Annotated in this window: 19 protein-coding genes; 15 read left to right on the top strand and 4 right to left on the bottom strand. The window is 65.3% G+C overall.

The features are described 5' to 3' along the window. Window positions 1-300 precede the first annotated feature (300 nt). From BGI01S_RS08650 to BGI01S_RS08600, 11 genes are all read left to right on the top strand, one after another. Window positions 301-990 carry an ABC transporter permease gene (locus BGI01S_RS08650; RefSeq protein ID WP_042324167.1) on the top strand — a complete coding sequence of 230 codons (690 nt, stop codon included), beginning with the start codon at window positions 301-303 and terminating at the stop codon, window positions 988-990. Window positions 991-996: 6 nt separating this feature from the next. Then, a complete protein-coding gene (locus BGI01S_RS08645) occupies window positions 997-1710 on the top strand; it encodes an ABC transporter permease (protein WP_042324165.1) in 714 nt (237 codons plus the stop codon). Between the two features lie 79 nt (window positions 1711-1789). Beyond that, window positions 1790-2581 (top strand): ABC transporter ATP-binding protein, encoded by a 792-nt coding sequence (locus BGI01S_RS08640; RefSeq protein ID WP_042324521.1) that lies wholly within the window; start codon window positions 1790-1792, stop codon window positions 2579-2581. Between the two features lie 28 nt (window positions 2582-2609). Then, window positions 2610-3659, top strand: a complete 1050-nt coding sequence (locus tag BGI01S_RS08635; protein WP_042324163.1) for a GlxA family transcriptional regulator — start codon at window positions 2610-2612, stop codon at window positions 3657-3659. A gap of 159 nt (window positions 3660-3818) precedes the next feature. Further along, complete coding sequence (locus BGI01S_RS08630) at window positions 3819-5054, top strand: aspartate aminotransferase family protein (protein ID WP_042324161.1); 1236 nt, start codon at window positions 3819-3821, stop codon at window positions 5052-5054. A 55-nt stretch (window positions 5055-5109) separates the two neighbouring features. Beyond that, window positions 5110-6171: an arginine/ornithine succinyltransferase subunit alpha gene (gene aruF / locus BGI01S_RS08625; protein ID WP_042324520.1), complete on the top strand. Its 1062-nt coding sequence runs from the start codon at window positions 5110-5112 to the stop codon at window positions 6169-6171. Continuing rightward, window positions 6168-7205 (top strand): arginine N-succinyltransferase, encoded by a 1038-nt coding sequence (gene astA / locus BGI01S_RS08620; protein WP_042324160.1) that lies wholly within the window; start codon window positions 6168-6170, stop codon window positions 7203-7205. The genes aruF and astA overlap by 4 nt, the downstream gene beginning before the upstream one ends. Before the next feature lie 2 nt (window positions 7206-7207). Continuing rightward, on the top strand, window positions 7208-8671 hold the full coding sequence (gene astD / locus BGI01S_RS08615) for a succinylglutamate-semialdehyde dehydrogenase (RefSeq protein ID WP_042324159.1): 1464 nt from the start codon (window positions 7208-7210) through the stop codon (window positions 8669-8671). Window positions 8672-8680: 9 nt separating this feature from the next. Next, window positions 8681-10021 carry an N-succinylarginine dihydrolase gene (gene astB, locus BGI01S_RS08610; protein WP_042324157.1) on the top strand — a complete coding sequence of 447 codons (1341 nt, stop codon included), beginning with the start codon at window positions 8681-8683 and terminating at the stop codon, window positions 10019-10021. Further along, window positions 10005-11054: a succinylglutamate desuccinylase gene (gene astE / locus BGI01S_RS08605; protein ID WP_232624361.1), complete on the top strand. Its 1050-nt coding sequence runs from the start codon at window positions 10005-10007 to the stop codon at window positions 11052-11054. The genes astB and astE overlap by 17 nt, the downstream gene beginning before the upstream one ends. A 158-nt stretch (window positions 11055-11212) precedes the next feature. Beyond that, window positions 11213-12007, top strand: a complete 795-nt coding sequence (locus tag BGI01S_RS08600) for an ABC transporter substrate-binding protein (protein ID WP_042324155.1) — start codon at window positions 11213-11215, stop codon at window positions 12005-12007. Between the two features lie 101 nt (window positions 12008-12108). Here BGI01S_RS08600 and BGI01S_RS08595 read toward each other — a convergent pair whose 3' ends face one another. Beyond that, on the bottom strand, window positions 12109-12867 hold the full coding sequence (locus BGI01S_RS08595) for an acetoacetate decarboxylase (RefSeq protein WP_042324154.1): 759 nt from the start codon (window positions 12865-12867) through the stop codon (window positions 12109-12111). Between the two features lie 269 nt (window positions 12868-13136). Here BGI01S_RS08595 and BGI01S_RS08590 point away from each other — a divergent pair, with 269 nt between their 5' ends. After that, complete coding sequence (locus BGI01S_RS08590; protein WP_042324153.1) at window positions 13137-14513, top strand: EAL and HDOD domain-containing protein; 1377 nt, start codon at window positions 13137-13139, stop codon at window positions 14511-14513. Between the two features lie 240 nt (window positions 14514-14753). Here BGI01S_RS08590 and BGI01S_RS08585 read toward each other — a convergent pair whose 3' ends face one another. Further along, the gene (locus BGI01S_RS08585; protein WP_042324152.1) at window positions 14754-16211 is read right to left on the bottom strand and encodes an HDOD domain-containing protein; all 1458 of its coding nucleotides are present in this window, start codon (window positions 16209-16211) and stop codon (window positions 14754-14756) included. Window positions 16212-16301: 90 nt separating this feature from the next. After that, window positions 16302-18116: a putative bifunctional diguanylate cyclase/phosphodiesterase gene (locus tag BGI01S_RS08580; RefSeq protein WP_042324151.1), complete on the bottom strand. Its 1815-nt coding sequence runs from the start codon at window positions 18114-18116 to the stop codon at window positions 16302-16304. 305 nt (window positions 18117-18421) lie between these two features. On the opposite strand from BGI01S_RS08580, the gene BGI01S_RS08575 reads away from it, so the two are divergent. The 3 genes from BGI01S_RS08575 to BGI01S_RS08565 all read left to right on the top strand — a co-directional run bounded on the left by BGI01S_RS08575 (window position 18422) and on the right by BGI01S_RS08565 (window position 21145). Continuing rightward, window positions 18422-19786 carry an EAL and HDOD domain-containing protein gene (locus BGI01S_RS08575; RefSeq protein WP_042324150.1) on the top strand — a complete coding sequence of 455 codons (1365 nt, stop codon included), beginning with the start codon at window positions 18422-18424 and terminating at the stop codon, window positions 19784-19786. 228 nt (window positions 19787-20014) lie between these two features. Next, window positions 20015-20575 carry a peroxiredoxin gene (locus BGI01S_RS08570; protein ID WP_042324149.1) on the top strand — a complete coding sequence of 187 codons (561 nt, stop codon included), beginning with the start codon at window positions 20015-20017 and terminating at the stop codon, window positions 20573-20575. Between the two features lie 105 nt (window positions 20576-20680). Further along, window positions 20681-21145, top strand: coding sequence for a hypothetical protein (locus BGI01S_RS08565; RefSeq protein WP_042324147.1), 465 nt, complete (start codon window positions 20681-20683; stop codon window positions 21143-21145). Window positions 21146-21209: 64 nt separating this feature from the next. On the opposite strand, the gene BGI01S_RS08560 is transcribed toward BGI01S_RS08565, so the two are convergent. Further along, window positions 21210-24536: an efflux RND transporter permease subunit gene (locus tag BGI01S_RS08560; protein ID WP_042324144.1), complete on the bottom strand. Its 3327-nt coding sequence runs from the start codon at window positions 24534-24536 to the stop codon at window positions 21210-21212. Between the last annotated feature and the right edge of the window lie 2 nt (window positions 24537-24538).

Below are 24538 nucleotides of genomic sequence, written 5' to 3'. Positions count from 1 at the left end.
GCGCGCTCTCTGTAGCCGGACCCAGGCGCGGTCTATCGAAAAAGCGACCCGAAACTTGCTAAATCGCGGCGGTGCCGGTTGCCCCTGCCGCACATTACAAAAACATATCTCCCGCAAAACCAAGCGCTACCGGCGCCTCGCCGCGCCAAAGCCTGCTTTGTTGCGTCGCAACAAACCCAAAGCCCTCTGTTTGAGAAATTGATTTTCGCTTGCGAGACTCCGCGCCATGCCGGACGAGTCGGGCTGGCTTCGAGCCGACGCCGTCCGCGCCAACTTCAATAAACCTGGATGGAGACACGCGTGTTCCTTTACGGCTTTGGTCCGGTGTTGCTGGCCGGCACGATCCAGACGATCGAGCTGTCCGTCCTGTCGCTGGCGGCCGCCGTGCTGCTCGGCCTCGCGGGCGCGGCGGCGAAACTCTCGTTCAACCGCCCACTGCGCGCCATCGCGACCGGCTATACGACGCTGATCCGCTCGGTGCCCGATCTCGTGCTGATGCTGCTTCTGTTCTACAGCATCCAGATCGCGGTGAACGACCTCACCGACGCGCTGAACATCGCGCAGTTCGACATCGATCCGTTCGTGGCCGGCGTGCTGACGCTCGGCTTCATCTACGGCGCGTACTTCACCGAAACTTTCCGCGGCGCATTTCTGGCGGTGCCGCGCGGCCAGCTCGAAGCGGGCAGCGCCTACGGGATGAGCGGCGTGCGCGTGTTCACGCGCATCCTGTTCCCGCAGATGATGCGTTTCGCGCTGCCGGGCATCGGCAACAACTGGCAGGTGCTGGTCAAAGCGACGGCGCTGGTGTCGATCATCGGTCTCGCCGACGTCGTCAAGGCCGCGCAGGACGCGGGCAAAAGCACCTTCAACATGTTCTTTTTCATCCTGATCGCCGCGCTGATCTATCTGGCGATCACCACGGTATCGAATCTCGTGCTGATCTGGCTGGGCCGGCGCTATTCGATCGGCGTGCGGCACGCGGAGCTCTGAGCGACCATGATCGACATCCTCAATCAATTCTGGCGCGCGTTCCTGTTCTGGGACGGCCAGCGCATCTCGGGTCTCGCGGTCACGTTGTGGCTGCTGGTGGCGTCGATCGGCATCGGCTTCGTCGTGTCGATTCCGCTCGCGGTCGCTCGTGTGTCGAAAAAGCGTTGGCTGTCGACGCCGGTGCGCATCTACACCTACGTGTTTCGCGGCACGCCGCTGTACGTGCAACTGCTGCTGATCTATACCGGCATCTACAGCCTCGCGTTCGTGCGCTCGCACAGCCTGCTCGACGCTTTCTTTCGCAGCGGTTTTCACTGCGCGATTCTCGCGTTCGCGCTGAACACCTGCGCGTACACCACGGAGATTTTCGCCGGCGCGATCCGTTCGACCTCGCATGGCGAAGTGGAAGCCGCGCGTGCATACGGGATGAGCTGGTTCACGATGTACCGCCGCATTGTGATACCGTCCGCGCTGCGCCGGGCGCTGCCGTTGTACAGTAACGAAGTGATCCTGATGTTGCACGCTACCACGGTCGCGTTCACGGCCACCGTGCCGGACATCCTGAAGGTGGCGCGCGACGCGAACTCGGCCACGTACCAGTCGTTCAACGCATTCGGCCTCGCAGCGCTGCTGTATCTCGCGGTGTCGTTCGCGTTGGTGGCTTTGTTCCGCCGCGCCGAGCGTCACTGGCTGGCTTACCTGGCGGTGCGCACGCACTGAGCGCGCGCTGTTGGCCCCGGACGGCGCCCGTGTGTCGGCGCCGTCACAGATCGATCCGTATTTTCACAGGGAGAGCATCTTGCTCCACACCACCCAGACCGAAGCTTGCAAGCTCGCTGTGCAGGACATCCATAAGCGCTACGGCGACAACGAAGTGCTCAAGGGCGTGTCGCTCAACGCGAACAAGGGCGACGTGATCAGCATCATCGGCGCGAGCGGATCGGGCAAGAGCACCTTCCTGCGCTGCATCAATTTTCTCGAACGGCCCAACGCCGGGCAGATCGTCGTCGACGGCGAAGCGGTGAAGACGAAGACCGACCGCGCCGGCAATCTCGAAGTCGCCGATCACAAGCAGTTGCAGCGCATCCGCACGAAGCTCGCGATGGTGTTCCAGCACTTCAACCTGTGGGCGCACATGAACGTGATCGAGAACATTGTCGAAGCGCCGATTCACGTGCTCGGCATGTCGCGTCGCGAAGCCGAGGAGCGTGCGCGCGAATATCTGGAGAAGGTCGGTCTCGCGCCGCGTCTGGAAAAACAGTACCCGTCGCATCTGTCGGGCGGTCAGCAGCAGCGCGTGGCGATTGCGCGCGCGTTGGCGATGAACCCCGACGTGATGCTGTTCGACGAGCCGACTTCGGCGCTCGATCCCGAACTGGTCGGCGAAGTGCTGAAGGTCATGCAGAAGCTCGCCGAGGAAGGCCGCACGATGATCGTCGTCACGCACGAAATGGGTTTCGCGCGCAACGTGTCGAACCACGTGATGTTCCTGCATCAAGGCCGTACCGAGGAAGAGGGCCTGCCCGCCGAGGTGCTCAGCGCGCCGCGCAGCGAACGGCTCAAGCAGTTCCTGTCCGGCAGTCTGAAGTAACGCGCGGCTCGCGCTTTACTGTTTACCGATGGCCCGTCCGTCCAGCCCGGCTCGCACCACGCAGGTCGCGATCGTCGCGTTGCCGCCCGTGTCGATGTCGGGCGTCGGGCCGATCGTCGACGCGCTCAATCTCGCCAATGAAATCGACGGCCGCGCGCTGTACCGCGTGCAGGTGTGTTCGTGGGACGGCCGCGCGGTGCCGCTCGCGGGCGGCGCGCAGTGGCCCGCCGACGCCGCATTTGGCGATGCCATTGCGTGCGACTGGCTGATCATCGTTAGCGAGCGGTTTCAGCAATTCGCCGACTATCGGCTGTTTCTCGCGAGCCTGTCACGCGTCGGGCAGCGCACGCCGCTCGTCACCGGTATCCATCATGGCGTGTGGTGGCTTGCGATGGCCGGGCAGTTGTCGGGGTATCGCGTAAGCGTCAACTGGGAAACCTATCAGCAGTTCTCCGAGCAGTTCGAACGCTCGATCGTCACCCAGCAGATCTTCGAAATCGACCGCGATCGCGCGACCTGCGCGGGCGGTCAGGCTACTGTCGACTTCATGCTCGCGATGATCGGCCGCGAGCACGGCCCCGAACTCGCGGACCGGATCGCCGACGCGCTCGGCGTCGGCGTGCTGCGTGCGGGTGAGGAGCGCCAGCGCATTCCTTTCGTGACCGCGCCGGGCGAGCGCCATCCGCGTCTGAACGATGCGCTGCTGCTGATGGAAGCGAATATCGAAGACCCGCTCACCACCGACGAGATCGCCTCGCTTGTCGGCGTATCGCGGCGGCAGTTGGAGCGGTTGTTCCGCCAGTATCTCGGCTCGATGCCGTCCAAATACTATCTGGGCTTGCGGCTGTCGAAAGCGCGCACGCAATTGCAGCGCACCAGCAAGTCGGTGGTGCAGATCAGCCTCGCGTGCGGGTTTTCGTCGGCGGCGCACTTTTCGAATGCGTATCGCGAACGCTTTGGTGTCACACCACGCGAGGATCGTCGCAACTGGATCGACAAGCAGACCGGCGCGAGCGGGGCCACGGCGAGCGAACCGCGCCCGGCCGCGCTGATCGAGCGGCCGGATCTGGCGGATTGACACGCGCCGAAGCGGTGCGGCCAGCGCGTGCCTGAAAGCGCGCCCCGGCGGCCCCGCTTCGCGCGGAACCTCATAGAAAACGTCGCGTATGCGCAAGACGTATCGCGTGCGGTTTCCTACACTACCCGTATTACCTCTCACCTGTAACGAGGATTTGCCATGAACGACCTGACTGTGACACGCAAGACCTTCGACGAAGTCATGGTGCCGGTGTTTTCGCCCGCCGCCTTCGTGCCGGATCGCGGTCTCGGCTCGCGCGTCTGGGATACGCAAGGCCGCGACTATATCGACTTCGCCGGCGGCATTGCCGTCACCGCGCTCGGCCATGGGCATCCCGAGTTGCTGAAGGTGCTGCACGAGCAGGGCGGCAAGCTGTGGCACATCGGCAATGGCTACACCAACGAGCCGGTGCTGCGTCTCGCGAAGCGTCTCGAAGATCTGACCTTCGCCGACCGTGCGTTCTTCGCGAACTCCGGCGCGGAAGCGAACGAAGCGGCGCTGAAGCTGGCGCGCCGCGTCGCGTTCGACCGTCATGGCGCGGAGAAGGCCGAGATCATCTCGTTCACGCAGTCGTTCCACGGCCGCACGTTCTTCACGGTGAGCGTCGGCGGACAGCCGAAGTATTCGGAAGGCTTTGGCCCGGTGCCTGCCGGCATCACCCACTTGCCGTACAACGACATCGAAGCCGCGAAGAAAGCGATCGGCGCGCAGACCTGCGCGGTGATCGTCGAGCCGATCCAGGGCGAGGGCGGCGTGATCCCGGCCGATCCGGCGTTCCTGAAAGCGCTGCGCGAAGCGTGCGATCAGCACGGCGCGCTACTGATTTTCGACGAAGTGCAAACGGGCGTGGGCCGCAGCGGCTACTTCTACGCGTATCAGGACACGGGCGTCACGCCCGACATCCTCACCACCGCGAAGGCACTCGGCAACGGCTTCCCGATCGGCGCGATGCTGACCACCAACGAGCTGGCTGCCTACTTCAAGGTCGGTGTGCACGGCACCACTTACGGCGGCAATCCGCTCGGCTCGGCGATTGCCGGGAAAGTGGTCGAGCTGGTCAGCGACCCGAAACTGCTCGAAGGCGTGCGCGCGCGCGGCGAAGCGCTGAAGGGCCACCTCGCGAAACTGCACGAGCGCTTTGGCCTGTTCACCGAAGTGCGCGGCAAGGGCCTGCTGATCGGCGCCGAACTGACCGATGCGTTCAAGGGCCGCGCGAAGGACTTCGTCACCGCGGCGGGCCAGCACGGCGTGATCATGCTGATGGCGGGACCGGATGTGCTGCGTTTCGTGCCGTCGCTGATCATCCCGCTCGATGACATGAGCGAAGGCTTCGAGCGTCTGACGAAGGCCTTCGGCGAAATCGTCGACGCGAACGCGCAAGCGGTGTCGCGCTGATTCGCGGCACTGATTCAACGCACCGAACCATGCGTCACATTCAACAGGATCGATGATGCTCTTCGTACGTCCAGGCCGCCTCGCCGATCTCGATGCGCTCGAACATATGGCGCGCACCGCGCAACCGGTGCTGCATTCGTTGCCGCACGACCGGCGCGCGCTCGAAGCGCGTGTCGCGTTGTCGGAAGACTCGTTTCGCGCGGATGTCGATTTTCCGGGCGAGGAGTTCTATCTGTTCGTGCTCGAAGACAGCGAGAGCGGCAAGCTGATGGGCACCGCGAGCATCGTCGCCGCGGCCGGTTATTCGGACCCGTTCTACGCGTTTCGCAACGACGCGCTGATCCATGCATCGCGCGAACTGCACGTGAATCGCAAGATTCACGCGCTGACCATGTCGCACGAACTGACCGGCAAGAGCCGGCTCGCGGGCTACTACATCGACCCGTCGCTGCGCGGCGAGCCCGCTGCGCATCTGATGTCGCGCGCGCGGATGATGTACATCGCGGCCAATCGCCGGCGCTTCACGCCCGAGGTGTTCTCGCTGCTGCTTGGTGTGACCGACGAGAACGGCGTGTCGCCGTTCTGGGAAGCGGTGGGGCGCAAATTCTTCGGCCGCAATTTCGCCGACATCGAAATCGAATCGGGCGGCCGCAGCCGCACCTTCATCGCCGAAGTGATGCCGACTTACCCGATCTACGTGCCGCTGTTGCCGGAAGCGGCGCAGCGCGTGCTCGGCGAGCCGGATTCCAAGGCTTTGCTCGCGTATGAGATTCATCTGGAAGAGGGGTTCGAGACGGACCGCTTCATCGACATTTTCGACGCGGGGCCGGTGGTGACCGCGCAGGTGGATCGCAGCGTGTGCGTCACGCGCAACGAGACGCGCGTGGTGCGCGAGTCCGGTGAGAACGTGGCGAACGGCTCGACGTATCTGATCGCGCATAACGGCGCCGACGGCGAGTTCCGCTGTGTGCTCGGCAATCTGGCCGAGGGCAAGGACGCCGGCGCATCGTTGCCGCACGCGGCGCGCGCCGCGCTCGGCGTGGAAGAGGGCGATGCGGTGCGTTGCGTGCCATTGCATCCGCCGCATCGGGATGAACATTCGGGAGACGCGCAATGATCGTCGTTCGCGTGGTGCAACGAGGCGATGTGGACGCGTTGATGCGGCTCGCGCAGGAAACCGGCCCCGGCCTTACCACGTTCAAGCCGGACCGTGACGCGCTGGCCGCGCGTGTCGAACGGGCGCGCCGTACGATGGAGGACAAGGCTGCGCCGCACGAGGCTGGTTACTTCTTCGTGATGGAAGACACCGACACCGGCGACGTGGCCGGCGTGTGCGGTATCGAAACGGCGGTCGGTCTGCAGCAGCCGTTCTACAACTATCGCGTGAGCACGGTCGTGCATGCGAGCCAGGACCTTGGCATCTGGACGCGCATGCGCGCGCTGAACATCTCGCACGACCTGACCGGTTACGCCGAAGTGTGTTCGCTGTTCCTGAGCCCGCGTTGTCGCACGAGCGGAGTGGGCAGCCTGCTGTCGCGCTCGCGCTTCATGTTTCTCGCGCAGTTTCGTGAGCGTTTTCCGCAGCGGCTGTGCGCGGAATTGCGCGGCCATTTCGACGCGGAAGGCACTTCGCCGTTCTGGCGCGCGGTCGGCTCGCATTTCTATCAGATCGACTTCAACGCGGCGGACTATCTGAGTTCGCATGGCCGCAAGGCGTTTCTCGCCGAGTTGATGCCGCGCTATCCGGTGTATGTCGAACTGTTGGCGGAGGAGGCGCAGCAATGCGTCGGCCTCACGCATAACGACACGATTCCGGCGCGCCGCATGCTCGAGGCGGAAGGGCTGCGTTACGAGAATCACGTCGATATTTTCGACGCGGGTCCGGTGCTCGAATGCCACATCGCCGACTTGCGCACGGTGCGCGAGAGCGTGCTGGTGCCGGTCGAGATCGCCGATGCGCCCGAGGGCGCGTCGCAGGACGGGCCGAAGTCGATGGTGTCGAATACGTCGCTGGGCGATTTTCGCGTCGGCGTGGTGGCGAGCGTGCCGCAAAACGGTGCGTTCCGTTTGAGCGCGGCCGAGGCCGCCGCGCTCGATGTCAAAGCCGGCGATCTGGTGCGGGTGCTGCCGCAGAAACACAAACAAGGATGATCATGAGCGAGCTTTTCATCGACGGCGAATGGGCCGCCGGCACAGGACCCGCATTCGCATCGCGCAACCCGGGTACGGGCGCGACGGTGTGGGATGGCAATAGCGCGTCGGCGGACGACGTCGATCGCGCGGTGCGCAGCGCGCGCCGTGCCTTTGCGACGTGGTCCGCTTTGAGCCTCGACGAGCGTTGCGGCGTGGTGCGCCGCTTCGCTACGCTCGTAACCGAACGCAAGGAAGCGCTGGCCGAAGCGATCGGCCGCGAGACCGGCAAGCCGCTGTGGGAAGCGCGCACCGAAGCGGCGTCGATGGCCGCGAAGGTCGAGATCTCGATTCAGTCGTACAACGAACGCACCGGCGAAAAGCGCTCGGCAATGGCCGACGGCACCGCGGTGTTGCGGCATCGTCCGCATGGCGTGGTGGCCGTGTTCGGCCCGTATAACTTCCCGGGTCACCTGCCGAACGGGCACATCGTGCCGGCGCTGATCGCGGGCAACGCGGTAGTGTTCAAGCCGTCCGAACTCGCGCCTGGCGTCGCCGCGTTGACCGTGCAGATCTGGCGCGACGCGGGCTTGCCCGCCGGCGTGCTGAATCTCGTGCAGGGCGAGAAGGACACCGGCATTGCGCTCGCGAATCACCGGCAGATCGACGGCTTGTTTTTCACCGGTAGTTCGGACACCGGAACATTGCTGCACAAGCAGTTCGGCGGCCGCCCGGAGATCGTGCTCGCGCTGGAGATGGGCGGCAACAACCCACTTGTGATCGGCCCGGTGGCCGATATCGACGCCGCCGTGCATCACACGATTCAATCGGCGTTTCTGTCAGCCGGGCAGCGCTGCACGTGCGCTCGCCGCATTTTCGTGCCGAACGATGCGTTCGGCGATCGCTTCGTCGAACGTCTGACCGACGTCACGTCGCGTATCAGCGTCGGCGAATATAACGCCGACCCGCAGCCGTTCATGGGCGCGGTGGTCTCGGCGCGCGCGGCGTCGCGGCTGGTCGCCGCGCAGGAGCGTTTGCTCGCCGACGGCGCGCAGCCTCTGCTGAAGATGGAGCAGCGCGATGCGCAACTCGGCTTCGTCACGCCGGCGATTCTCGATGTGACGAACGTGAAGAATCTGCCCGACGAGGAGCACTTCGGTCCGCTCGCGCAGATCATCCGTTACGGCAGCTTCGACGAAGCGCTCGACAAAGCCAACGACACCGAGTTCGGCCTCTCCGCGGGCCTGCTCGCAGATAACGAAGCGCTGTGGACGCATTTCCAGCGCACCATTCGCGCGGGCATCGTCAACTGGAACCGGCCGACCAATGGCGCGTCGTCGGGCGCGCCGTTCGGCGGTCCGGGCCGCTCGGGCAATCACCGGCCGAGCGCGTTCTATGCGGCCGACTACTGCGCGTACCCGATGGCTTCCGTCGAAAGCGCGCAACTGCAAATGCCCGCGAGCGTCTCGCCGGGTCTTCAATTCTAAGGATCGACGATGCAAGCCACTGAAGCCAATTTCGACGGCCTGGTTGGCCCGACCCACAACTACGCGGGGCTGTCGTTCGGCAATGTCGCGTCGCAGAACAACGAGAAGTCGGTCGCGAATCCGAAGGCGGCCGCGCGCCAGGGTCTGCGCAAGATGAAGCAGCTCGCCGACCTCGGTTTTCATCAGGGCGTGCTACCGCCGCAGGAGCGTCCGTCGATGCGCCTGCTGCGCGAACTCGGCTTCTCCGGCGATGAAGCGACCGTGATCGCGCGCGTCGCGAAGGACGCGCCGGAGTTGCTCGCCGCCGCGAGTTCGGCCTCGGCGATGTGGACCGCGAATGCGGCGACCGTGAGCCCGTCCGCCGACACGCACGACGGCCGCGTGCATTTCACGCCGGCCAATCTGTGCAGCAAGCTGCATCGCGCGATCGAGCATCAATCGACGGGCCGCACGTTGCGCGCGATCTTCGAAGACACCGACCGCTTCGTCGTGCACGAAGCGCTGCCGGGCACGCCGGCGCTCGGCGACGAAGGCGCGGCGAATCACACGCGTTTTTGCGCGGACTACGCGGCGCGCGGCGTCGAGTTCTTCGTGTACGGCCGCAGCGAGTACCGTCGCGGGCCGGAGCCGAAGCGCTTTCCCGCGCGTCAGACTTTCGAGGCGAGCCGCGCGGTCGCGCATCGTCATGGTCTCGCGGACTCGGCCACGGTGTTCGCGCAGCAGAACCCCGATGTGATCGACGCGGGCGTGTTCCATAACGATGTGATCGCAGTCGGCAATCGCAACACGCTGTTCTGCCATCAACTCGCGTTCGTCGAACAGAAAGCGGTGTACGACGAACTGCGCACGAAACTCGCGGCCCTGAAGGCGGGCTTCGACGTGATCGAAGTGCCGGATGCGCAGGTGAGCGTGGCCGACGCCGTCACGTCGTATCTGTTCAACAGCCAGTTGCTGACGCGTCCGGATGGCAAGCAGGTGCTGGTGGTGCCGCAGGAATGCCGCGAAAATCCGCGCGTCGCTGCCTACCTCGACGAGCTGGCGTCGCACGCGGGGCCGATCGACGACGTGCTCGTGTTCGATCTGCGCGAGAGCATGAAAAACGGCGGCGGTCCCGCTTGCCTGCGGCTGCGCGTGGTGCTGGGCGAAGCGGAACGCGCGGCGGTGGCGCCCGGTGTGTGGATCGACGACAAGCTGTTCGGCCGTCTGGATACGTGGATCGAAAAGCACTATCGCGACCGCCTCGCGCCTGCCGATCTGACCGATCCGCTCCTGCTGCGCGAGTCGCGCACCGCGCTCGATGAACTGACGCAGATTCTCGGCCTGGGTTCGCTGTATGACTTCCAACGCTGAGCACGCGATGCCGACGATGCTCGACGATTTCCTCGCCTATACATTGGCGGGCACGCGCCCCGCGGCGAACGAAACGCAGGGCGTGTGCGCGAATGGCGTGCGCTGGTCGTGGCTCGACGACGGCGTGCTCGTGATGGAACCCGCCGAGTTACACGCGGGCACACGCAGCGTGCTGGTGTCGGCCGGCGTGCACGGCGACGAAACCGCGCCGATCGAACTGCTGTCGTTTCTCGTGCGCGATATCGCGCACGGCAACGCCGCGCTGACGTGCCGTCTCATGATGATCCTCGGCAACGTCGACGCGATGCGCGACGCGGTCCGTTATCGCGATGACGATCTGAACCGCCTGTTCAGCGGCCGGCATCTGCAGGTGCCGCAGAGCCACGAAGCGCCGCGCGCCGCGGCGTTGGAGCAGGCCGCGCGGCAGTTCTTCGCGGCGGCATCGGACGAACCCGGCATGCGCTGGCATATCGACATGCACACGGCGATCCGTGCGTCCGCGTTCGAGCAGTTCGCATTGCTGCCGCATACCGGCAAGCCGTTTTCGCGCGCGATGTTCGAATGGCTCGGCGAGGCGCGCATCAGTGCCGTGCTGTTGCACACGACCAAGGGCAACACGTATTCGCACTTCACCGCGCAGGCATGCGGAGCCGATGCGTGCACGCTGGAACTCGGCAAGGTGCGCCCGTTCGGCGCAAACGATCTGACGCGTTTCGCGGGCGCCGATCTCGCATTGCGTCATCTGTTGGCCGGCACGCACGGCGAACTGGGTGCCGCGCTGCCGCGCGTATTCACCGTGATCGATCAGCTCACCAAGCAAAGCGAAGCGTTCGAATTGCTGTTCGCCGCGGACGTCGCCAACTTCACGCCGTTCGCGAAGGGCACCTTGCTCGCGCGCGACGGCGACTATCGCTACACCGTGCGTCACGACGAAGAGCGCATCGTGTTTCCGAACGCGACGGTCAAGCCCGGCTTACGCGCCGGCCTGCTGGTGATCGAGACCACCGGGCAAACCCTGGCTCAACTTGTCTAGACATGCGGGGTGGTCTGCCCCGAAACCTGTACAATCCCGCCGTCGCGGCTTGCGCGTTGCATCGCGCCGGCCGCACGAGTCTGATCGCATTCCGGCGCAGCAAGCCTCGCCGCCTGATCCGGCTCCGTTTTATTCAATACCGTAGAGGAACACCCGTAATGAAGATGAATTGGCGAAACATGGCCGCGCTCGCGCTGTTCGCGACGGCGACGGTCACGGCGGGCACCGCGTCGGCCGCGGAGATCAAGGAAGTGCGCTTCGGCGTCGAGGCGTCGTATGCGCCTTTCGAATCGAAGTCGCCGTCGGGCGAGCTGCAAGGTTTCGATATCGATGTCGGCAACGCCGTGTGCGCGAAGCTGAAGGCCAAATGCGTGTGGGTCGAGAATTCGTTCGACGGCCTGATCCCGGCGTTGCAGGCGCGTAAGTTCAACGCGATCAACTCGGACATGACGATCACGGATCAGCGCCGTCAGGCGGTGGACTTCACTGATCCGATCTACACGATCCCGAACCAGATGATCGCGAAGAAGGGCAGCGGGCTGCTGCCGACTGCGGCGTCGCTGAAGGGCAAGCACGTCGGCGTGTTGCAGGGCACGATTCAGGAAACCTACGCGAAGTCGCGCTGGGCGTCGAACGGTGTCGACGTCGTGCCGTATCAGACTCAGGACCAGATCTACGCCGACCTCGCGTCGGGTCGTCTGGACGCGTCGTTCCAGGACGCTGAAGCGGCGTCGAAGGGCTTTCTGAAGAAGCCGCAAGGCGCGGGCTTCGAGTTCGCGGGCCCGGCGGTCAGCGACGAGAAGCTGCTCGGCGCGGGCGTCGGTTACGGCATCCGTAAGAGCGATACGGCGTTGAAAGATGCGCTGAACCAGGCGCTGAAGGAACTGAAGGCGGACGGCACGATTGATCGCCTCGCCGCGAAATACTTCGACGTGAAGGTCGTGTTGAAGTAAGACGTTGTACGTCGTGCGTGGTACGACGATGTGATGATGCAAACGGCCGCTGTTGCGGCCGTTTGCATTTGAGTTCGCGGTAAGCAGAAAGCAGGCACTCCTCACCGCATATTCGCTTCCGGCTGATCGAGATAATCGAACACCACCTCGCCGAGCCCCAGCGTCAGGTCCGCCACCAGATGGCGCGCCTCGACGATCTCCAGCACTGGCAACTCCGCGACCGGCGCGAGCGCGTGCGGCGCCAGTTCGAGCGCGGCCGGCCCGGTCCACGCGCCTTTCAGCTCGATGTCCTGCAGGTAGTAACGCACCAGTTCGCAGATGCGCGGCGTGCCGTCCACGTGCGGAATCACCTTCAGCAGAAAGTTCGGCGCTTCGAGGCGCTTCTTCTGCTGCGCGAGATCGAGCTGCCTATGCTTGTAGCCCATCGTGCCGGTCGCGATGCGCACCGGGCCGTAGTCGAGCGTGCCGACCAGCGTATCGGTGTGGACCGCCAGCACCGGGTTCGCGAGCTTCTTCGGAAAGCCCCACAATTCACGGCCGCCGGCGATCGGCGGATGATCGTCCAGATACATCGCCAGCGTGTAGCCGCCCGCGACGCCGTCGAGCGATACCGGAATCACCTGGCCGCTTTCCGTGTAGTCGCCGAAGCCGGTCGAGTCCGGCATGCGGATGAACTCGTAGTGCACCAGCGGCTCGCCGATCTGCAACGGCTCGGGCACTACCGCGCGCAGTTTGTCCGGGTCGGTGCGATAGGTGATGATCAGGAACTCGCGGTCGATGAATCGATACGGGCCCATCGGAAATGCCGGGCTCGTGATCGGCATCGCGAACGCATTTGACAGCACGCTTTTGACGTCCATGGTTGTCCTTGGTGGTTGAACGGAGTTGGAACGCTTTTGCATCGCACCCGAGTATCGTCGATTCGCTGAGCGGCATCCGCTCGGACCGTTCGGCAATTATTTCGAGATATTGCGTCGCCGACATGTCCGGGGCTGACCGGCTGCGCTAAAATCGGCCGACACACCGTCGCCGGCACGGGCTTTGCCCAGCAACGACGAACGCGCGACACAGCGCGGCTACAACCAGAATACAAGCGGGGGACGCCGACGGCGCCGCGCGGGGGACCGGAATGACCACCATCGCAATCGAGACTGTGAGCCAGACCGGCGCGATCGACGACGCGCCATTGCTTGCCAGCTTTGCCCGGCAGCCGATTCTGAACCGCGACGGGATGCTGTGCGGCTACGAGATCAAGGTGCGCGCGCCCGCGTTGCCGCCGACCGACGCTGAAGCGAACGAACCTGCCACGCCCTCGGACACCGCAGTCGACCCCGATACGCTACCCGGCAAACCGCCGACTCCCGCGCAACGCGTGGCGCGCGCGATCGTTCGCGGTCTGATCCAGAGCGACGTGCGCGGCGCGCTCACCGGGCATCCGGCCTACGTCGACGTGAGCCGCGACCTGCTGCTCGACGACGCGATCCTGCGCCTGCCCGCCGAGCGCTTCCTGCTCGAACTGTCGCCCGCGCTGGACGTCGACGACGCGCTGATCGCGCGGCTCGTGCAACTGCATGGGCGGCGCTATCGCTTCGTGCTCGACGAGGTCACGCAGCCTAACGAGAGCTTCGCCAAACTCTTGCCTTACGTCGACGTCGTCAAGATCGATATCGCGCGCGCGCCGCGTGCGCTGCTGCCCAAACTCGCGAGCGTGCTGAAGTCCGCGGGCAAGCTGCTGCTCGCCGCCGGCATCGATGCGCAGGCCGACTTCGAAGCGACGCATGGGCTCGGCTTCGACCGCTTTCAGGGCTACTTCTTCGCGCGAGCGCAAAGTTCGGCGACCCGGCGCGTCAGCGCGCCGCGCCATGCGCTGCTGAATCTGCTGCAATTGCTGGCGGGCGACCCGACCGTCGCGCAACTCGAAGCCGAGCTGAAGCTGAACCCGGTGCTCGTGATGCATCTGATGAAGCTGGCGAATTCGAGCGGGCTCGCGGTCGGTCACAAGGTGACGACGTTGCGTGACGCGATCAACGCGACCGGCACCGACCGCATCGCGCGCTGGACACAGTTGCTGCTGTATGCCGACGGCCGCAAGGTCGCGCTCGAAGACGATCCGCTGCTGCAACTCGCGGCGACCCGCGCGCGCTTCATGGAACTGGCGATCGAGCGTTTGCCTGAAGCCGGCCGCGACGAAGCCGACGCGGCGTTTCTGACCGGCGTGTTCTCGTTCGTCGATGCGGTGTTCGGCGGCGCGCTCGAAAACACGCTGAACGTGCTGACGCTGTCGCGGCCGATTCAGGCGGCGATCCTCCGGCGCGAAGGCGTGCTGGGCGCCTTGCTGAGCACCATCGAAGCGCTGGAGCGCGGCGAATGGGAGCGCATCGTCGCGTTGTGCGAACGCTTGCAGCCGTTGACGGTGGAAGACGTCGCGCAGATGGGCCTGGCGGCGGCCGCGTGGGCCGGCGTCGCGGACCGCAGCGCGGAAGGTTTGGAAAGGATCGAGGACTGAGGGCGGCGCGGCTTGCGAAGCAGGCGCGCGTCCCCGGTCGAAGCCGGGGACGCTGCATATCGCTCAAGGACGCAACGCGCCGCGTGCAACGCGCCGTATGCAACCTGCCGCGCGCGCGTCACGTCTCGCGCGAGCCACAGCGCCGGCAAATTGAATCGGTGTCGAAGCGACAGGATTGAAGCAGGGCAAATCCAGAACCGGTGAGAGTGAAGCGCCGCGATCAACGATCGCGCCAGGTCTTCACATCGTCTCCATTTCCCGCATCTGCCCCAAGCCAAAAAAACGGCCTAACTCCTTGGCCAGTTCGTTCAATACGCTCATCTCCTTCTGCGAGATGCGGCGTGGCTCCTGCGTATGAGACCAGTCGCCATAGAGCAGCGCCACCGTCTGATCGCTTTCGTCGACGACCGGCAGCAGCACGAAGGCGCGGGCGTCGTCGAACGAGCGGCGGAACCACTCCGGTAACCGCGCAACCATCTTCGGGTCGCGCGCGTTCTCGATGAAGATGCCGACCGAGTTCGCGATCGCGAGATGAAACACGTCGGGCTCGAACGCGCTGTTGAAGGTCAGCTTCGGCAGCGCCGCGTCGATCTTCGGACCGAGGCCGAGGCGCGCCTTGAAGGTCCCGTTGCTGTGTTTGACGAACACCACCGTGCGCGCGAAACCGAGCCCGGCCAGCACGGTCTCCGAGGCCATCGCGAGGGCCGGCGCGAGCGGACTGCCTTCGGGTAACTCGCGCAAATCCTTGACGCCCGCCGCGATGCGCGCCTCGGGGTTGAGCGCCTCGCGCGCAATCGCGTCCGCGTTCGCACGCAACTCGACGATCTCGGCCATCACGCCGTCGCCGCCTTCTTCGCGGGCAAGCGCGACGCTCATCTGGAGCAGCACGTCGGAGTCGGTGTTCAGCGCGCCGCTGTATTCCTGCGCGAGTTCGGCGATGCGCGCCTCGCGCTCCCAGTCCGGCACGTTCTGCTGGGTCAGTACGTCGGCGACCGCGGTCGAGTAGTTGGTGATCGCGCGCAGCCATTGCACCTGGCGCGGCTGCTCGACATCCTGTGGATCGAACTCGCCCATACCCGAGCGGATCATGTCGGGCAGACGCCAGCGCACCGCGGCTTCGGCGCCGATCTCGTCGAAGGTCACGCCGAGCACCAGCACGCACGCATCGGCTTCGAGCGTGCCGTCGTCGATATGACGGCGGATCTGGTCCCACTCGGCGTCCAGATAGAACACCACCAGCAGCTTGCCGATCTGCCGCATCAGCGTGCAGACCACCGCTTCTTCGCCGGCGCGCAGATCGCCGCGCTCGGTGAGCTTGCGCGCGACGCAGCCCGACAGCAGCGTGCGGTTCAGTTCGAGCTTCGCGTCGATGCGGCGCGGCGCGCTGTGATGAAAGTGATCGACGATCTTCAGGCCCACGACCAGATGGCCAACCGCGTCCATGCCGAGCACCATCAGCGCGCGCGACACGGTCGTGATGTTGCCGCCGAACGCCATGTACATCGCCGAGTTGGCGAGCCGCAGCACCTTCTGCGTCAACGCGAAGTCGGACAGCACCACTTGCACGAGGCCGGTGAAGTCGAGGTCGTCATTGTTCATCGCCGCCATGGTGGTGCGCAGCGACTGCGACAGCATCGGGAAATCGCCGCGCTCGCTCATTCGCGTCCAGAGCCGGTCGAGCACTGCCGCCTTTACCATGTGAGTCCCGCAAAAACCATACATGTTCCAATGAGTGCCACGCCGGCTTCGGGCCGGCTTGTTCCACCGCGTAAGCGCCGCACCTGCATGCTAGGCGGAGTGCAGGTGAAGCGTGCGCGTTTCGAAACGCTGCGCGAGTTCGTCGGAAGGCAAAGCCTTGCAGACGAGCCAGCCCTGAATGTGATCGCAGCCCATCTCGGTGAGCAGCGTACGTTGCGCTTCCGTTTCGACGCCTTCGGCAACCAGTTCGAGATCGAGCGTCTGGGCGAGCCCGACGACCGCGCTAACGATTGCCTGATCGTTTCGCGAGGTTAGCAGATTCTCGACAAAACTCCGGTCGATCTTGAGCTTGGCAAGCGGAAACCGTTGCAGATACGCGAGGCTCGAATAGCCGGTGCCGAAATCGTCGACGGCGAAGCGGATGCCCATTGCGGTCAGTTCCTCGAGCAGACCCTTCGCGTGAGCCGGGTCGTGCATCAGCAGGCTTTCGGTGATCTCGAACACGACGCGGCGCGGATCGATGCCGGTCAGCTCGATCGCCTCGCGCACGGAGTCCTTGAAGCGCGGGTCGCGAAACTGCGTCGGCGACACGTTCACCGCCACGTATTGCAGCGAGATGCCTCGCGCGTCCCACTGGATCAACTGCATGCACGCAACCTTGAGCACCCAGTTGCCGAGAAAGTTGATGAGCCCGATCGACTCCGCGAGCGGAATGAACATCGACGGCGGCACGAGTCCATGTACCGGATGCGACCAGCGGATCAGCGCCTCGACGCCGACCACGCCGTGCGTGCGGCTGCTCGTGATCGGCTGGAAGTGCAGCGAGAACTCGCCGTTGCGCACGCCGTCGTACAGATCCGCTTCGAGCTTCAGCCGTTCGGCGTCGGCGGGGTTGTCGTCGGGCACGTAGAACGCGAGCGTGTTGCCGCCGGCCGCCTTCGCTTGCAGCAGCGCATGGTCGGCCCAGCGCAGCAGGTGGGTGTCGTGCGCGGCGGTGTCGTTGGCGTGACGCACGTCCGGATACAGCGCAATGCCAATGCTCGCCGACAGATGCACCTGCTGGCCCTTGAACACGTACGGTTGCTGGATCGCGGTCAACAGGCGGCGGGCCAGCGCTTCGGCGGCGGCCGCCGCGTCGGTGCGGCTCGCGGCGGGCTTGACCAGGATCGCGAACTCGTCGCTCGCGACGCGCGCCACGGTCTCGCTCGGGCTCGTCATGTTCAACAGACGCCGCGACGTGTCGCGCAGCATCTCGTCGCCGGCGTCGTAGCCGAGCGCGCGGTTCACACGCTGATAGCCGTCGATGTCGAGCAGCAGCAACGCGACCGGCGTGCCGTGCGCGTCGGCCTGCTGTTGCGCGTCGAGCAGCGCGGGCAGCAGCGCCGACTGGTTGGGCAGGCTGGTCAGGCGGTCCAGATGCAGCGCCTGGGTCAGACGCTCCTCGGTCGCGCGCCAGGCGGACACGTCGAAGCCGGCGATCGCATAGCCGTCGACGCCGTCGTGACTGCCGCGCACCACGCGCAGCTCGACGGTGATCGGATAGGTCAGCGACTTGATCAGGCTCAGCGTCGCTTTCTCGACGTTGCCGGAGGTTGCGGCGCGCGCGAGCAGCGCGTCGAGGCGCGACACGTCGGCTGGCGCGACGAGGTCGTGCAGCGTGATGGTTTCCAGATATTCGCGGTGGTAGCCGATGAAGCGCAGGCTCGCGTCGGACACATACTGAAAGCGCAGCGCATCGTCGACGTGCGCGAGCAGGTCGACGGCGCCGACCACCTGTTCCAGTTGCGCCGCGCGGCTCGCGCCGCTCTTCGGTGCGCCGTCCGTGCGACGGCCGAACGCACGAAGCCGGTCGATGACCGTGCGCAAGGAGCCCCGGCGGGGCGCGGTGATCCTGTTCGCTTCCATGTTTGTCGCTGGCAACCTGTGTTCGTCTGGCAGGCGGGGGGCGGCTCGCTTTGCGCCGGTTCGGGCGGTCGAGAGGTATCAGGCCGCCCCATCAGAACGAGATAACGACCCGCGCCGGAAAATCTTTAGCGGCTGCTGCAAAAAACACCGGGTAAGGATGGGCGTGCGCGCGCCGGGCGGCGCCGTTGTGACGATTCGGTTAAAGTGGCGCCGCCTGCCGTCCGTTAATACGGCAAACCGTGTTGTGCAGTACCGGCCGTGACGTCGCTGCTGCGTAGCTTTCCGAACACTTGCACCGATGATCCATGTCCGAACGTCATACTGCCGGGACGCCTGTCCGGCGCATCGAGGTGCGTGACTTTTCCGCCGGCGCCGCAGCGCCCGGCTTGACCGCCCGGTTTGAGCAGGTCGCGCAGTTCGCCCAGTTCGTCTACCTGGGCCGTCAGCCGATCCTCGATCGCGCCGGCGCGCTCCACGCTTACGAGTTGCTGTATCGAACCGGCGCGCACAACTACGCCGAAGTCAGCGACGATGCGCAGGCGACCGCGCAGGTGGTCGCGCACACGCTCGGCGGGATCGGCGTGCCGGCCGTGCTGGGGCAGCATCGCGGCTTCGTCAACATCGACCGCGCGCTGCTGTTCAACGACATCGTTCACCTGATGCAGCCCGAGCGCTTCGTGCTGGAGATTCTCGAAACCGTGTCGTTCGACGCGCAACTGACGCGCCGGCTCGGCGAGTTGCGCCGCGCCGGCTTCCAGGTCGCGCTCGACGATGTCAGCGAATTAACGGACGAACTGATCGGCGTGCTGCCGTACACCGACATCGTCAAGATCGATTTTCTGCAGACCGGGCGCGCCGCGCTCGCCGAGCTGGCTGCCACCGTGCGCGGCCACGGCAAGACGCTGCTCGCCGAGAAGGTCGAGACACGCGAGGACTTCGCGCTCGCGCGCGAACTCGGCTTCGATCTGTTCCAGGGCTACTTCTTCGCGCGGCCGCAGGTGCTGTCCGCGTCGCGCAGCCGCTCGCTGCGCCCGGGGCTGTTGCGGCTGCTCGCGCTGCTGTCGTGCGATGCCTGCATCTTCGAACTCGAAGCCGAACTCAAACTGAATCCAAGCGTGGTAGTGCAACTGCTGCGGCTCGTCAATTCGAGCGCGTTCGGGCTGGGCCGCAACATCGCGTCGCTGCGCGAGGCGATCATCGCGACCGGCACGCGGCAGATCGCGCGCTGGGCCCAACTGCTGCTGTACGCGGACAGCGGTGATCTGCCGTGGCGCGCGGATCCGCTGGTGCAACTGGCCGGCACGCGCTCGCGCTTCATGGAACTGGCCGCGAGCTGGCTGCGCCCGGCCGATGACGAATTTGCCGACGCCGCGTTCATGACCGGCATTTTTTCTCTGGTCCACGTGGTGCTGGGCAGCACGCCGGGCGCCGTGCTGGAGAAGCTCGGCCTCGCGCCGCATATTCGCGAAGCGATCGTCTCGGGTCGCGGCGAGCTTGGCACCTTGCTGCGGATTGCCGAGGTCGCCGGCGAGGGCGGCGATGCCGCGTCGATCGCGATGGCGCCCGCTGCGCCGGCCGGCTTCGCGGCGCTCACGCCCGACGTGCTGTCGGAGTTGAATCTGTCGGCGGCGGCGTGGTTCGGCGCGCATGTCGGGGACGCGACCGTCTGAGGTTGTCGTTCGACTTGACCTGATGACGCGGGCGGGTGCGTGCGCCGCGGTCTAGCATGGCTGCGGCGGCGTGATGTGCTGCGCGCTGTGCGGTGTGTGGGCCGCTGCTGACGCACTCCATGCGTACGTGTTCCAATAGAGTGCGAAGCGGGCCGGGTTGCGCTCAGCGCCGCCGGCTGCGGCTCATAGTCATTGGCACGACGCGTGCCATCACGCCTGGAGGAGCAGATGAAGAAAACATTCCTATCGATGTCGCTCGCCGCCGCCATATCGGCCGGCTTCGCGATGTATTCGCTGACGGCCGCCGCGACCCTCAAGCCGGGCGATCCGGCGCCGCCGTTCACCACCGAAGCGTCGCTCGGCGGCAAGACTTATACGTATTCGCTCGCCGACGAGTTGAAGAAAGGGCCCGTGGTGCTGTACTTCTACCCGGCGGCCTTCACCAAGGGCTGCACGATCGAAGCGCACGAGTTCGCCGATGCCGTCGACGAGTACAAGAAATATGGCGCGACCGTGATCGGCGTATCGCACGACAACATCGACACGTTGACGAAGTTCTCGGTGAGCGAGTGTCGCAGCAAATTCCCGGTTGCGGCGGATGCCGACTCGAAGGTGATCGGTGCTTATGACGCCGGCATGCCGATGCATAGCTCGATGGCCAATCGCGTGTCGTACGTGATCGCGCCGGACGGCAAGATCATTTACGAGTACACGAGCCTGTCGCCGGAGAAGCACGTCGAGAACACGTTGAAGGCGGTCAAGGAGTGGGCGCAGACGCATAAGCAGTGAGTGCTGCTTCGTCGCGCGCGACGCATCGTTCGTGCTGGTGCTTTGCGCTGAGAGAGCGGCATCGCTCGTGCTAGGCTAGGTTTTTTTTTGCCGGGTGAGTGTGCGATGCCGATTCTGGTTGCGTTGATTGCGCTGATCGCGCTGGTGTATGGAGCTGTGCGGGCGTTTTATGCGTTGCAGGCGGCGTTCGGGCTGGCGGTTGCGGTTGGCGTGGCCGTGCTGGTCGTCGCGCTGCTGATCGCCGCTGTTGCGTATTGGTGGCGACGGCGCAAGGAAGTCTCGTCGAATGTTCGCGATGGCGACTGGACGCACGAACTCAAAGGGAACTGGGGATCGGTGCGGCTCGCGGCGGGTAAGCGGCTGTGCGAGATTCACGTGGGCGACGAGCGCGGCGCGTATATCTTCGCCGATCTGCTGGGGGCTGAAGTTCGGGGACGCGACGTTCGAGCCCAGGTGGCGTTGAAGGTGAAAGACCCGAAGCATGGCGAGTGGCTCGTGCCGATGTCCGGTGAGCGGCAGGCGAAGCAGTGGCAGCGGATTTTTTCGCGAGCGGTGGAGCAGAAGCTTTGAGCCTGCTGTCCAGCGCGCCGTGGGTCCTATGCATCAAGGCATGACCCACAGCGCAGCAGCCCGACTACGACGACGACGGCGCCACCCCCGTCCTCCGCGCCTTCCTCTTCTCCCACCGCACCCTCAGCCGATCCATGTACAGATAGACCACCGGCGTGGTGTAGAGCGTGAGCATCTGACTGACGATCAATCCGCCGACGATCGCGATCCCCAGCGGCGCGCGCAACTCCGCGCCTTCACCGTGCCCGAATGCGAGCGGCAGTGCGCCGAGCAGTGCCGCGCAGGTCGTCATCATGATCGGCCGGAAGCGCAGCAGACACGCCTGGAAAATTGCGTCGCGCGACGACATGCCTTGCCGCGACGCCTCGATCGCGAAGTCCACCATCATGATCGCGTTCTTCTTCACGATGCCGATCAGCAGGATCACGCCGATCAGCGCGATGATGCTGAACTCCGTCTTGAACAGCAACAGCGCGAGCAACGCGCCCACGCCAGCCGAAGGCAGCGTCGACAGAATGGTCAGCGGATGGATGTAGCTCTCGTACAGCATTCCGAGCACGATATACACCGCCGCGAGCGCGGCCAGAATCAGGATCGGCTGGTCGGACATCGACTGCTGGAACGCCTGCGCGGTACCCTGGAAGCTCCCGTGGATCGTGCCCGGCATGCCGATCTCGGCCATCGTGTCGTAGATCACCTGGGTGGCCGTGGATAGCGACACGCCCGGCGGCAGATTGAACGAAATCGTCGAAGCCACGAACTGGCTCTGGTGATTCACCGACAGCGGCGTGGTCCCCGGCCCGAAGCTCGCGATCGCCGATAACGGCACCATGTTTTCCTTCGACGTCGACACCGCCGCGCCCGACGACGCGCTCGACTTGCCGCTCGCCGCAATCGAGTTGATCGCCTGGTTGCGCGCGGAATCGGCGGCGATGCTCGCGGTGCTCGACGCGGTCGTGGCCGCCGTGCCGCCGCTCGCCGCGCTGGTGGTCGCGGTGGTCGTGGCGGCTGCCGCCGCCGTCACCGTGCCCGCCGGCGCATTGGTGGTCTGCGCGCCGCTCGCGCTGCCGCCCGACGTGCTCACGTAGATCTGCCTGAGCATCTCCGGGCTTTGCCAGTAGCGCGGCGCGACTTCCATCACGACGTGATACTGGTTCAGCGGGTTGTAGATTGTCGACACCTGGCGCTGGCCGAACGCGTCGTACAACGTGTTGTCGATCTGTGCGGGTTTGATGCCGAGGCGCGAAGCGGTGGCGCGGTCGATCGTCACCATCGCTTCGAGGCCGCCTTGCTGCTGGTCGGAGTTGACGTCCGCGAGTTCCTTGCGCGCCTGCAACGCCTCGGTGAGCTTCGGCCCCCACAGGTACAGGTCGGGCGTGGAGTCGGCCAGCAGCGTGAACTGGTACTGCGCGTTCGACTGCCGCCCGCCCACGCGGATGTCCTGCACCGGTTGCAGGAAGGTGCGCGCGCCGGCGACGTCGCCGAGCGGGGCGCGCAATTGCTGGATCACCTGATCGGCGGACAGGCTGCGCTCGGACTTCGATTTCAGCGACACGAACATGAAGCCCGCGTTGGTCTGCCGGCCGCCCGTGAAGCCGACCACGCTTTCCACGGCCGGGTTCTTGCCGACGATGTCCATCATCTGCGAGAACTTGCCCTTCATGGCCTGGAACGACGTGCTCTGATCGGCCTGAATGCCGCCGATCATGCGCCCGGTGTCCTGCTGCGGGAAGAAGCCCTTCGGCACGATGATGTAGAGCCACACGTTCAGGCCGATGGTCAGCAGCAGAATCGTCACGATCAGACGCGGATGCAGCAGCGCCCAGCCGAGCGTGCGCTCGTAGCCGCGCTGCATCGACGTGAAGCCGCGTTCGAGCCAGCGCCCGAAGCGGCCTTCTTCCTTCTGCTCGTGCTTCTCGCGCAGCAGGCGCGAGCACATCATCGGTGTCAGCGTGAGCGAGACGATCAGCGACATCGCGATCGCGAGCGACAGCGTCAACGCGAACTCGCGGAACAGCCGGCCGACGATGCCGCCCATCAGCAGGATCGGCAGGAACACGGCGACCAGCGAGATGCTGATCGACAGCACCGTGAAGCCGACTTCGCGCGCGCCGAGAAACGCGGCCTTCATGCGCGGCACGCCGTTCTCGATATGCCGTGAGATGTTCTCCAGCACGACGATCGCGTCGTCGACGACGAAGCCGGTCGCGATGGTCAGCGCCATCAGCGACAGGTTGTCGATCGAAAAGTCCAGCATGTACATCGCGCCGAACGTGCCGATGATCGAGATCGGCACGGCCACGCTCGGGATCAGCGTGGCGCGCCAGTTGCGCAGGAACAGGAACACCACCATCACGACCAGCGCGACCGCGATCACCAGCGTGCGTTCGGTGTCGCGCAGCGAGGCACGGATCGTGGTGGAGCGGTCGGCGGTCGGCGAGATGTCGACGTCGGCGGGCAGCGACGCGTGCAGTTGCGGCAGCATCGCCTTCACGCGGTCGATCGTTTCGATGATGTTCGCGCCCGGCTGCCGGTACAGGATCACCAGCACCGCGCGCTTGCCGTTGAAGAGGCCGAGGTTGCGCAGATCTTCGACCGAGTCGACCACCTCGCCCATGTCCGAGAGCTTCACCGCCGCGCCGTTGCGATACGCGATGACGAGGTCCTTGTACTGCGCCGCTTTGGTCGCCTGGTCGTTGGTGTAGATCTGCACGTGGTTCGCGCCGAACTCGATCGAGCCTTTCGGGCTGTTCGCGTTGGCGGCGGCGAGCGCCGCGCGCACGTCCTCGAGACCGATGCCGTAATGCGAGAGCGCATTCGGCTCCAGCTCCACGCGCACCGCTGGATTGGCCGAGCCGCTCACGTCCACTTCGCCGACGCCGTCCACCTGCGACAGCGACTGCTGCAGCACAGTGGCCGCCGAGTCGTACAACTGGCCGGCGGTCAGCGTGTTCGACGTGAGCGCCAGAATCATGATCGGCGCGTCGGCGGGGTTGACCTTGTGGTACGTCGGATTGCTGCGCAGGCTGGTCGGCAGATCCGCGCGCGCGGCGTTGATGGCGGCCTGCACGTCGCGCGCGGCGCCGTCGATGTCGCGGTTCAGACCGAACTGCATCGTGATCCGCGTCGAACCCACGGAACTCTGCGACGTCATTTCGGTGACGTCGGCGATCGACCCAAGATGCCGCTCCAGCGGACTCGCGACGCTGGTGGCCACGGTTTCCGGGCTCGCGCCCGGCAACGTGGCCTGAATCGAAATGGTCGGGAAGTCGACCTGCGGCAGCGGCGCGACCGGCAGCCGGGTGAACGCGAACACGCCGGCCAGCGCGATGCCGATCGCCAGCAGCGTGGTGGCGACCGGGCGGGAGATAAACGGACGCGACAGGTTCATCG

Origin of the sequence: Paraburkholderia ginsengisoli NBRC 100965, from assembly GCF_000739735.1 — a bacterium.
GTDB classification, from domain to species: domain Bacteria; phylum Pseudomonadota; class Gammaproteobacteria; order Burkholderiales; family Burkholderiaceae; genus Paraburkholderia; species Paraburkholderia ginsengisoli.
The sequence above is the reverse complement of the archived record's forward strand: the minus strand, read 5'-3'. Positions and strand labels throughout refer to the sequence as shown.

What these genes read in the sequence shown, in the direction of transcription:
- BGI01S_RS08645 (WP_042324165.1), top strand. Translation starts at nt 997, where the DNA reads ATGATCGACATCCTCAATCAATTCTGGCGCGCGTTCCTGTTCTGGGAC.
- BGI01S_RS08635 (WP_042324163.1), top strand. Translation starts at nt 2,610, where the DNA reads ATGGCCCGTCCGTCCAGCCCGGCTCGCACCACGCAGGTCGCGATCGTC.
- BGI01S_RS08630 (WP_042324161.1), top strand. Translation starts at nt 3,819, where the DNA reads ATGAACGACCTGACTGTGACACGCAAGACCTTCGACGAAGTCATGGTG.
- aruF (WP_042324520.1), top strand. Translation starts at nt 5,110, where the DNA reads ATGCTCTTCGTACGTCCAGGCCGCCTCGCCGATCTCGATGCGCTCGAA.
- astA (WP_042324160.1), top strand. Translation starts at nt 6,168, where the DNA reads ATGATCGTCGTTCGCGTGGTGCAACGAGGCGATGTGGACGCGTTGATG.
- astD (WP_042324159.1), top strand. Translation starts at nt 7,208, where the DNA reads ATGAGCGAGCTTTTCATCGACGGCGAATGGGCCGCCGGCACAGGACCC.
- astB (WP_042324157.1), top strand. Translation starts at nt 8,681, where the DNA reads ATGCAAGCCACTGAAGCCAATTTCGACGGCCTGGTTGGCCCGACCCAC.
- astE (WP_232624361.1), top strand. Translation starts at nt 10,005, where the DNA reads ATGACTTCCAACGCTGAGCACGCGATGCCGACGATGCTCGACGATTTC.
- BGI01S_RS08600 (WP_042324155.1), top strand. Translation starts at nt 11,213, where the DNA reads ATGAAGATGAATTGGCGAAACATGGCCGCGCTCGCGCTGTTCGCGACG.
- BGI01S_RS08595 (WP_042324154.1), bottom strand. Translation starts at nt 12,867, where the DNA reads ATGGACGTCAAAAGCGTGCTGTCAAATGCGTTCGCGATGCCGATCACG.
- BGI01S_RS08590 (WP_042324153.1), top strand. Translation starts at nt 13,137, where the DNA reads ATGACCACCATCGCAATCGAGACTGTGAGCCAGACCGGCGCGATCGAC.
- BGI01S_RS08585 (WP_042324152.1), bottom strand. Translation starts at nt 16,211, where the DNA reads ATGGTAAAGGCGGCAGTGCTCGACCGGCTCTGGACGCGAATGAGCGAG.
- BGI01S_RS08580 (WP_042324151.1), bottom strand. Translation starts at nt 18,116, where the DNA reads ATGGAAGCGAACAGGATCACCGCGCCCCGCCGGGGCTCCTTGCGCACG.
- BGI01S_RS08575 (WP_042324150.1), top strand. Translation starts at nt 18,422, where the DNA reads ATGTCCGAACGTCATACTGCCGGGACGCCTGTCCGGCGCATCGAGGTG.
- BGI01S_RS08570 (WP_042324149.1), top strand. Translation starts at nt 20,015, where the DNA reads ATGAAGAAAACATTCCTATCGATGTCGCTCGCCGCCGCCATATCGGCC.
- BGI01S_RS08565 (WP_042324147.1), top strand. Translation starts at nt 20,681, where the DNA reads ATGCCGATTCTGGTTGCGTTGATTGCGCTGATCGCGCTGGTGTATGGA.
- BGI01S_RS08560 (WP_042324144.1), bottom strand. Translation starts at nt 24,536, where the DNA reads ATGAACCTGTCGCGTCCGTTTATCTCCCGCCCGGTCGCCACCACGCTG.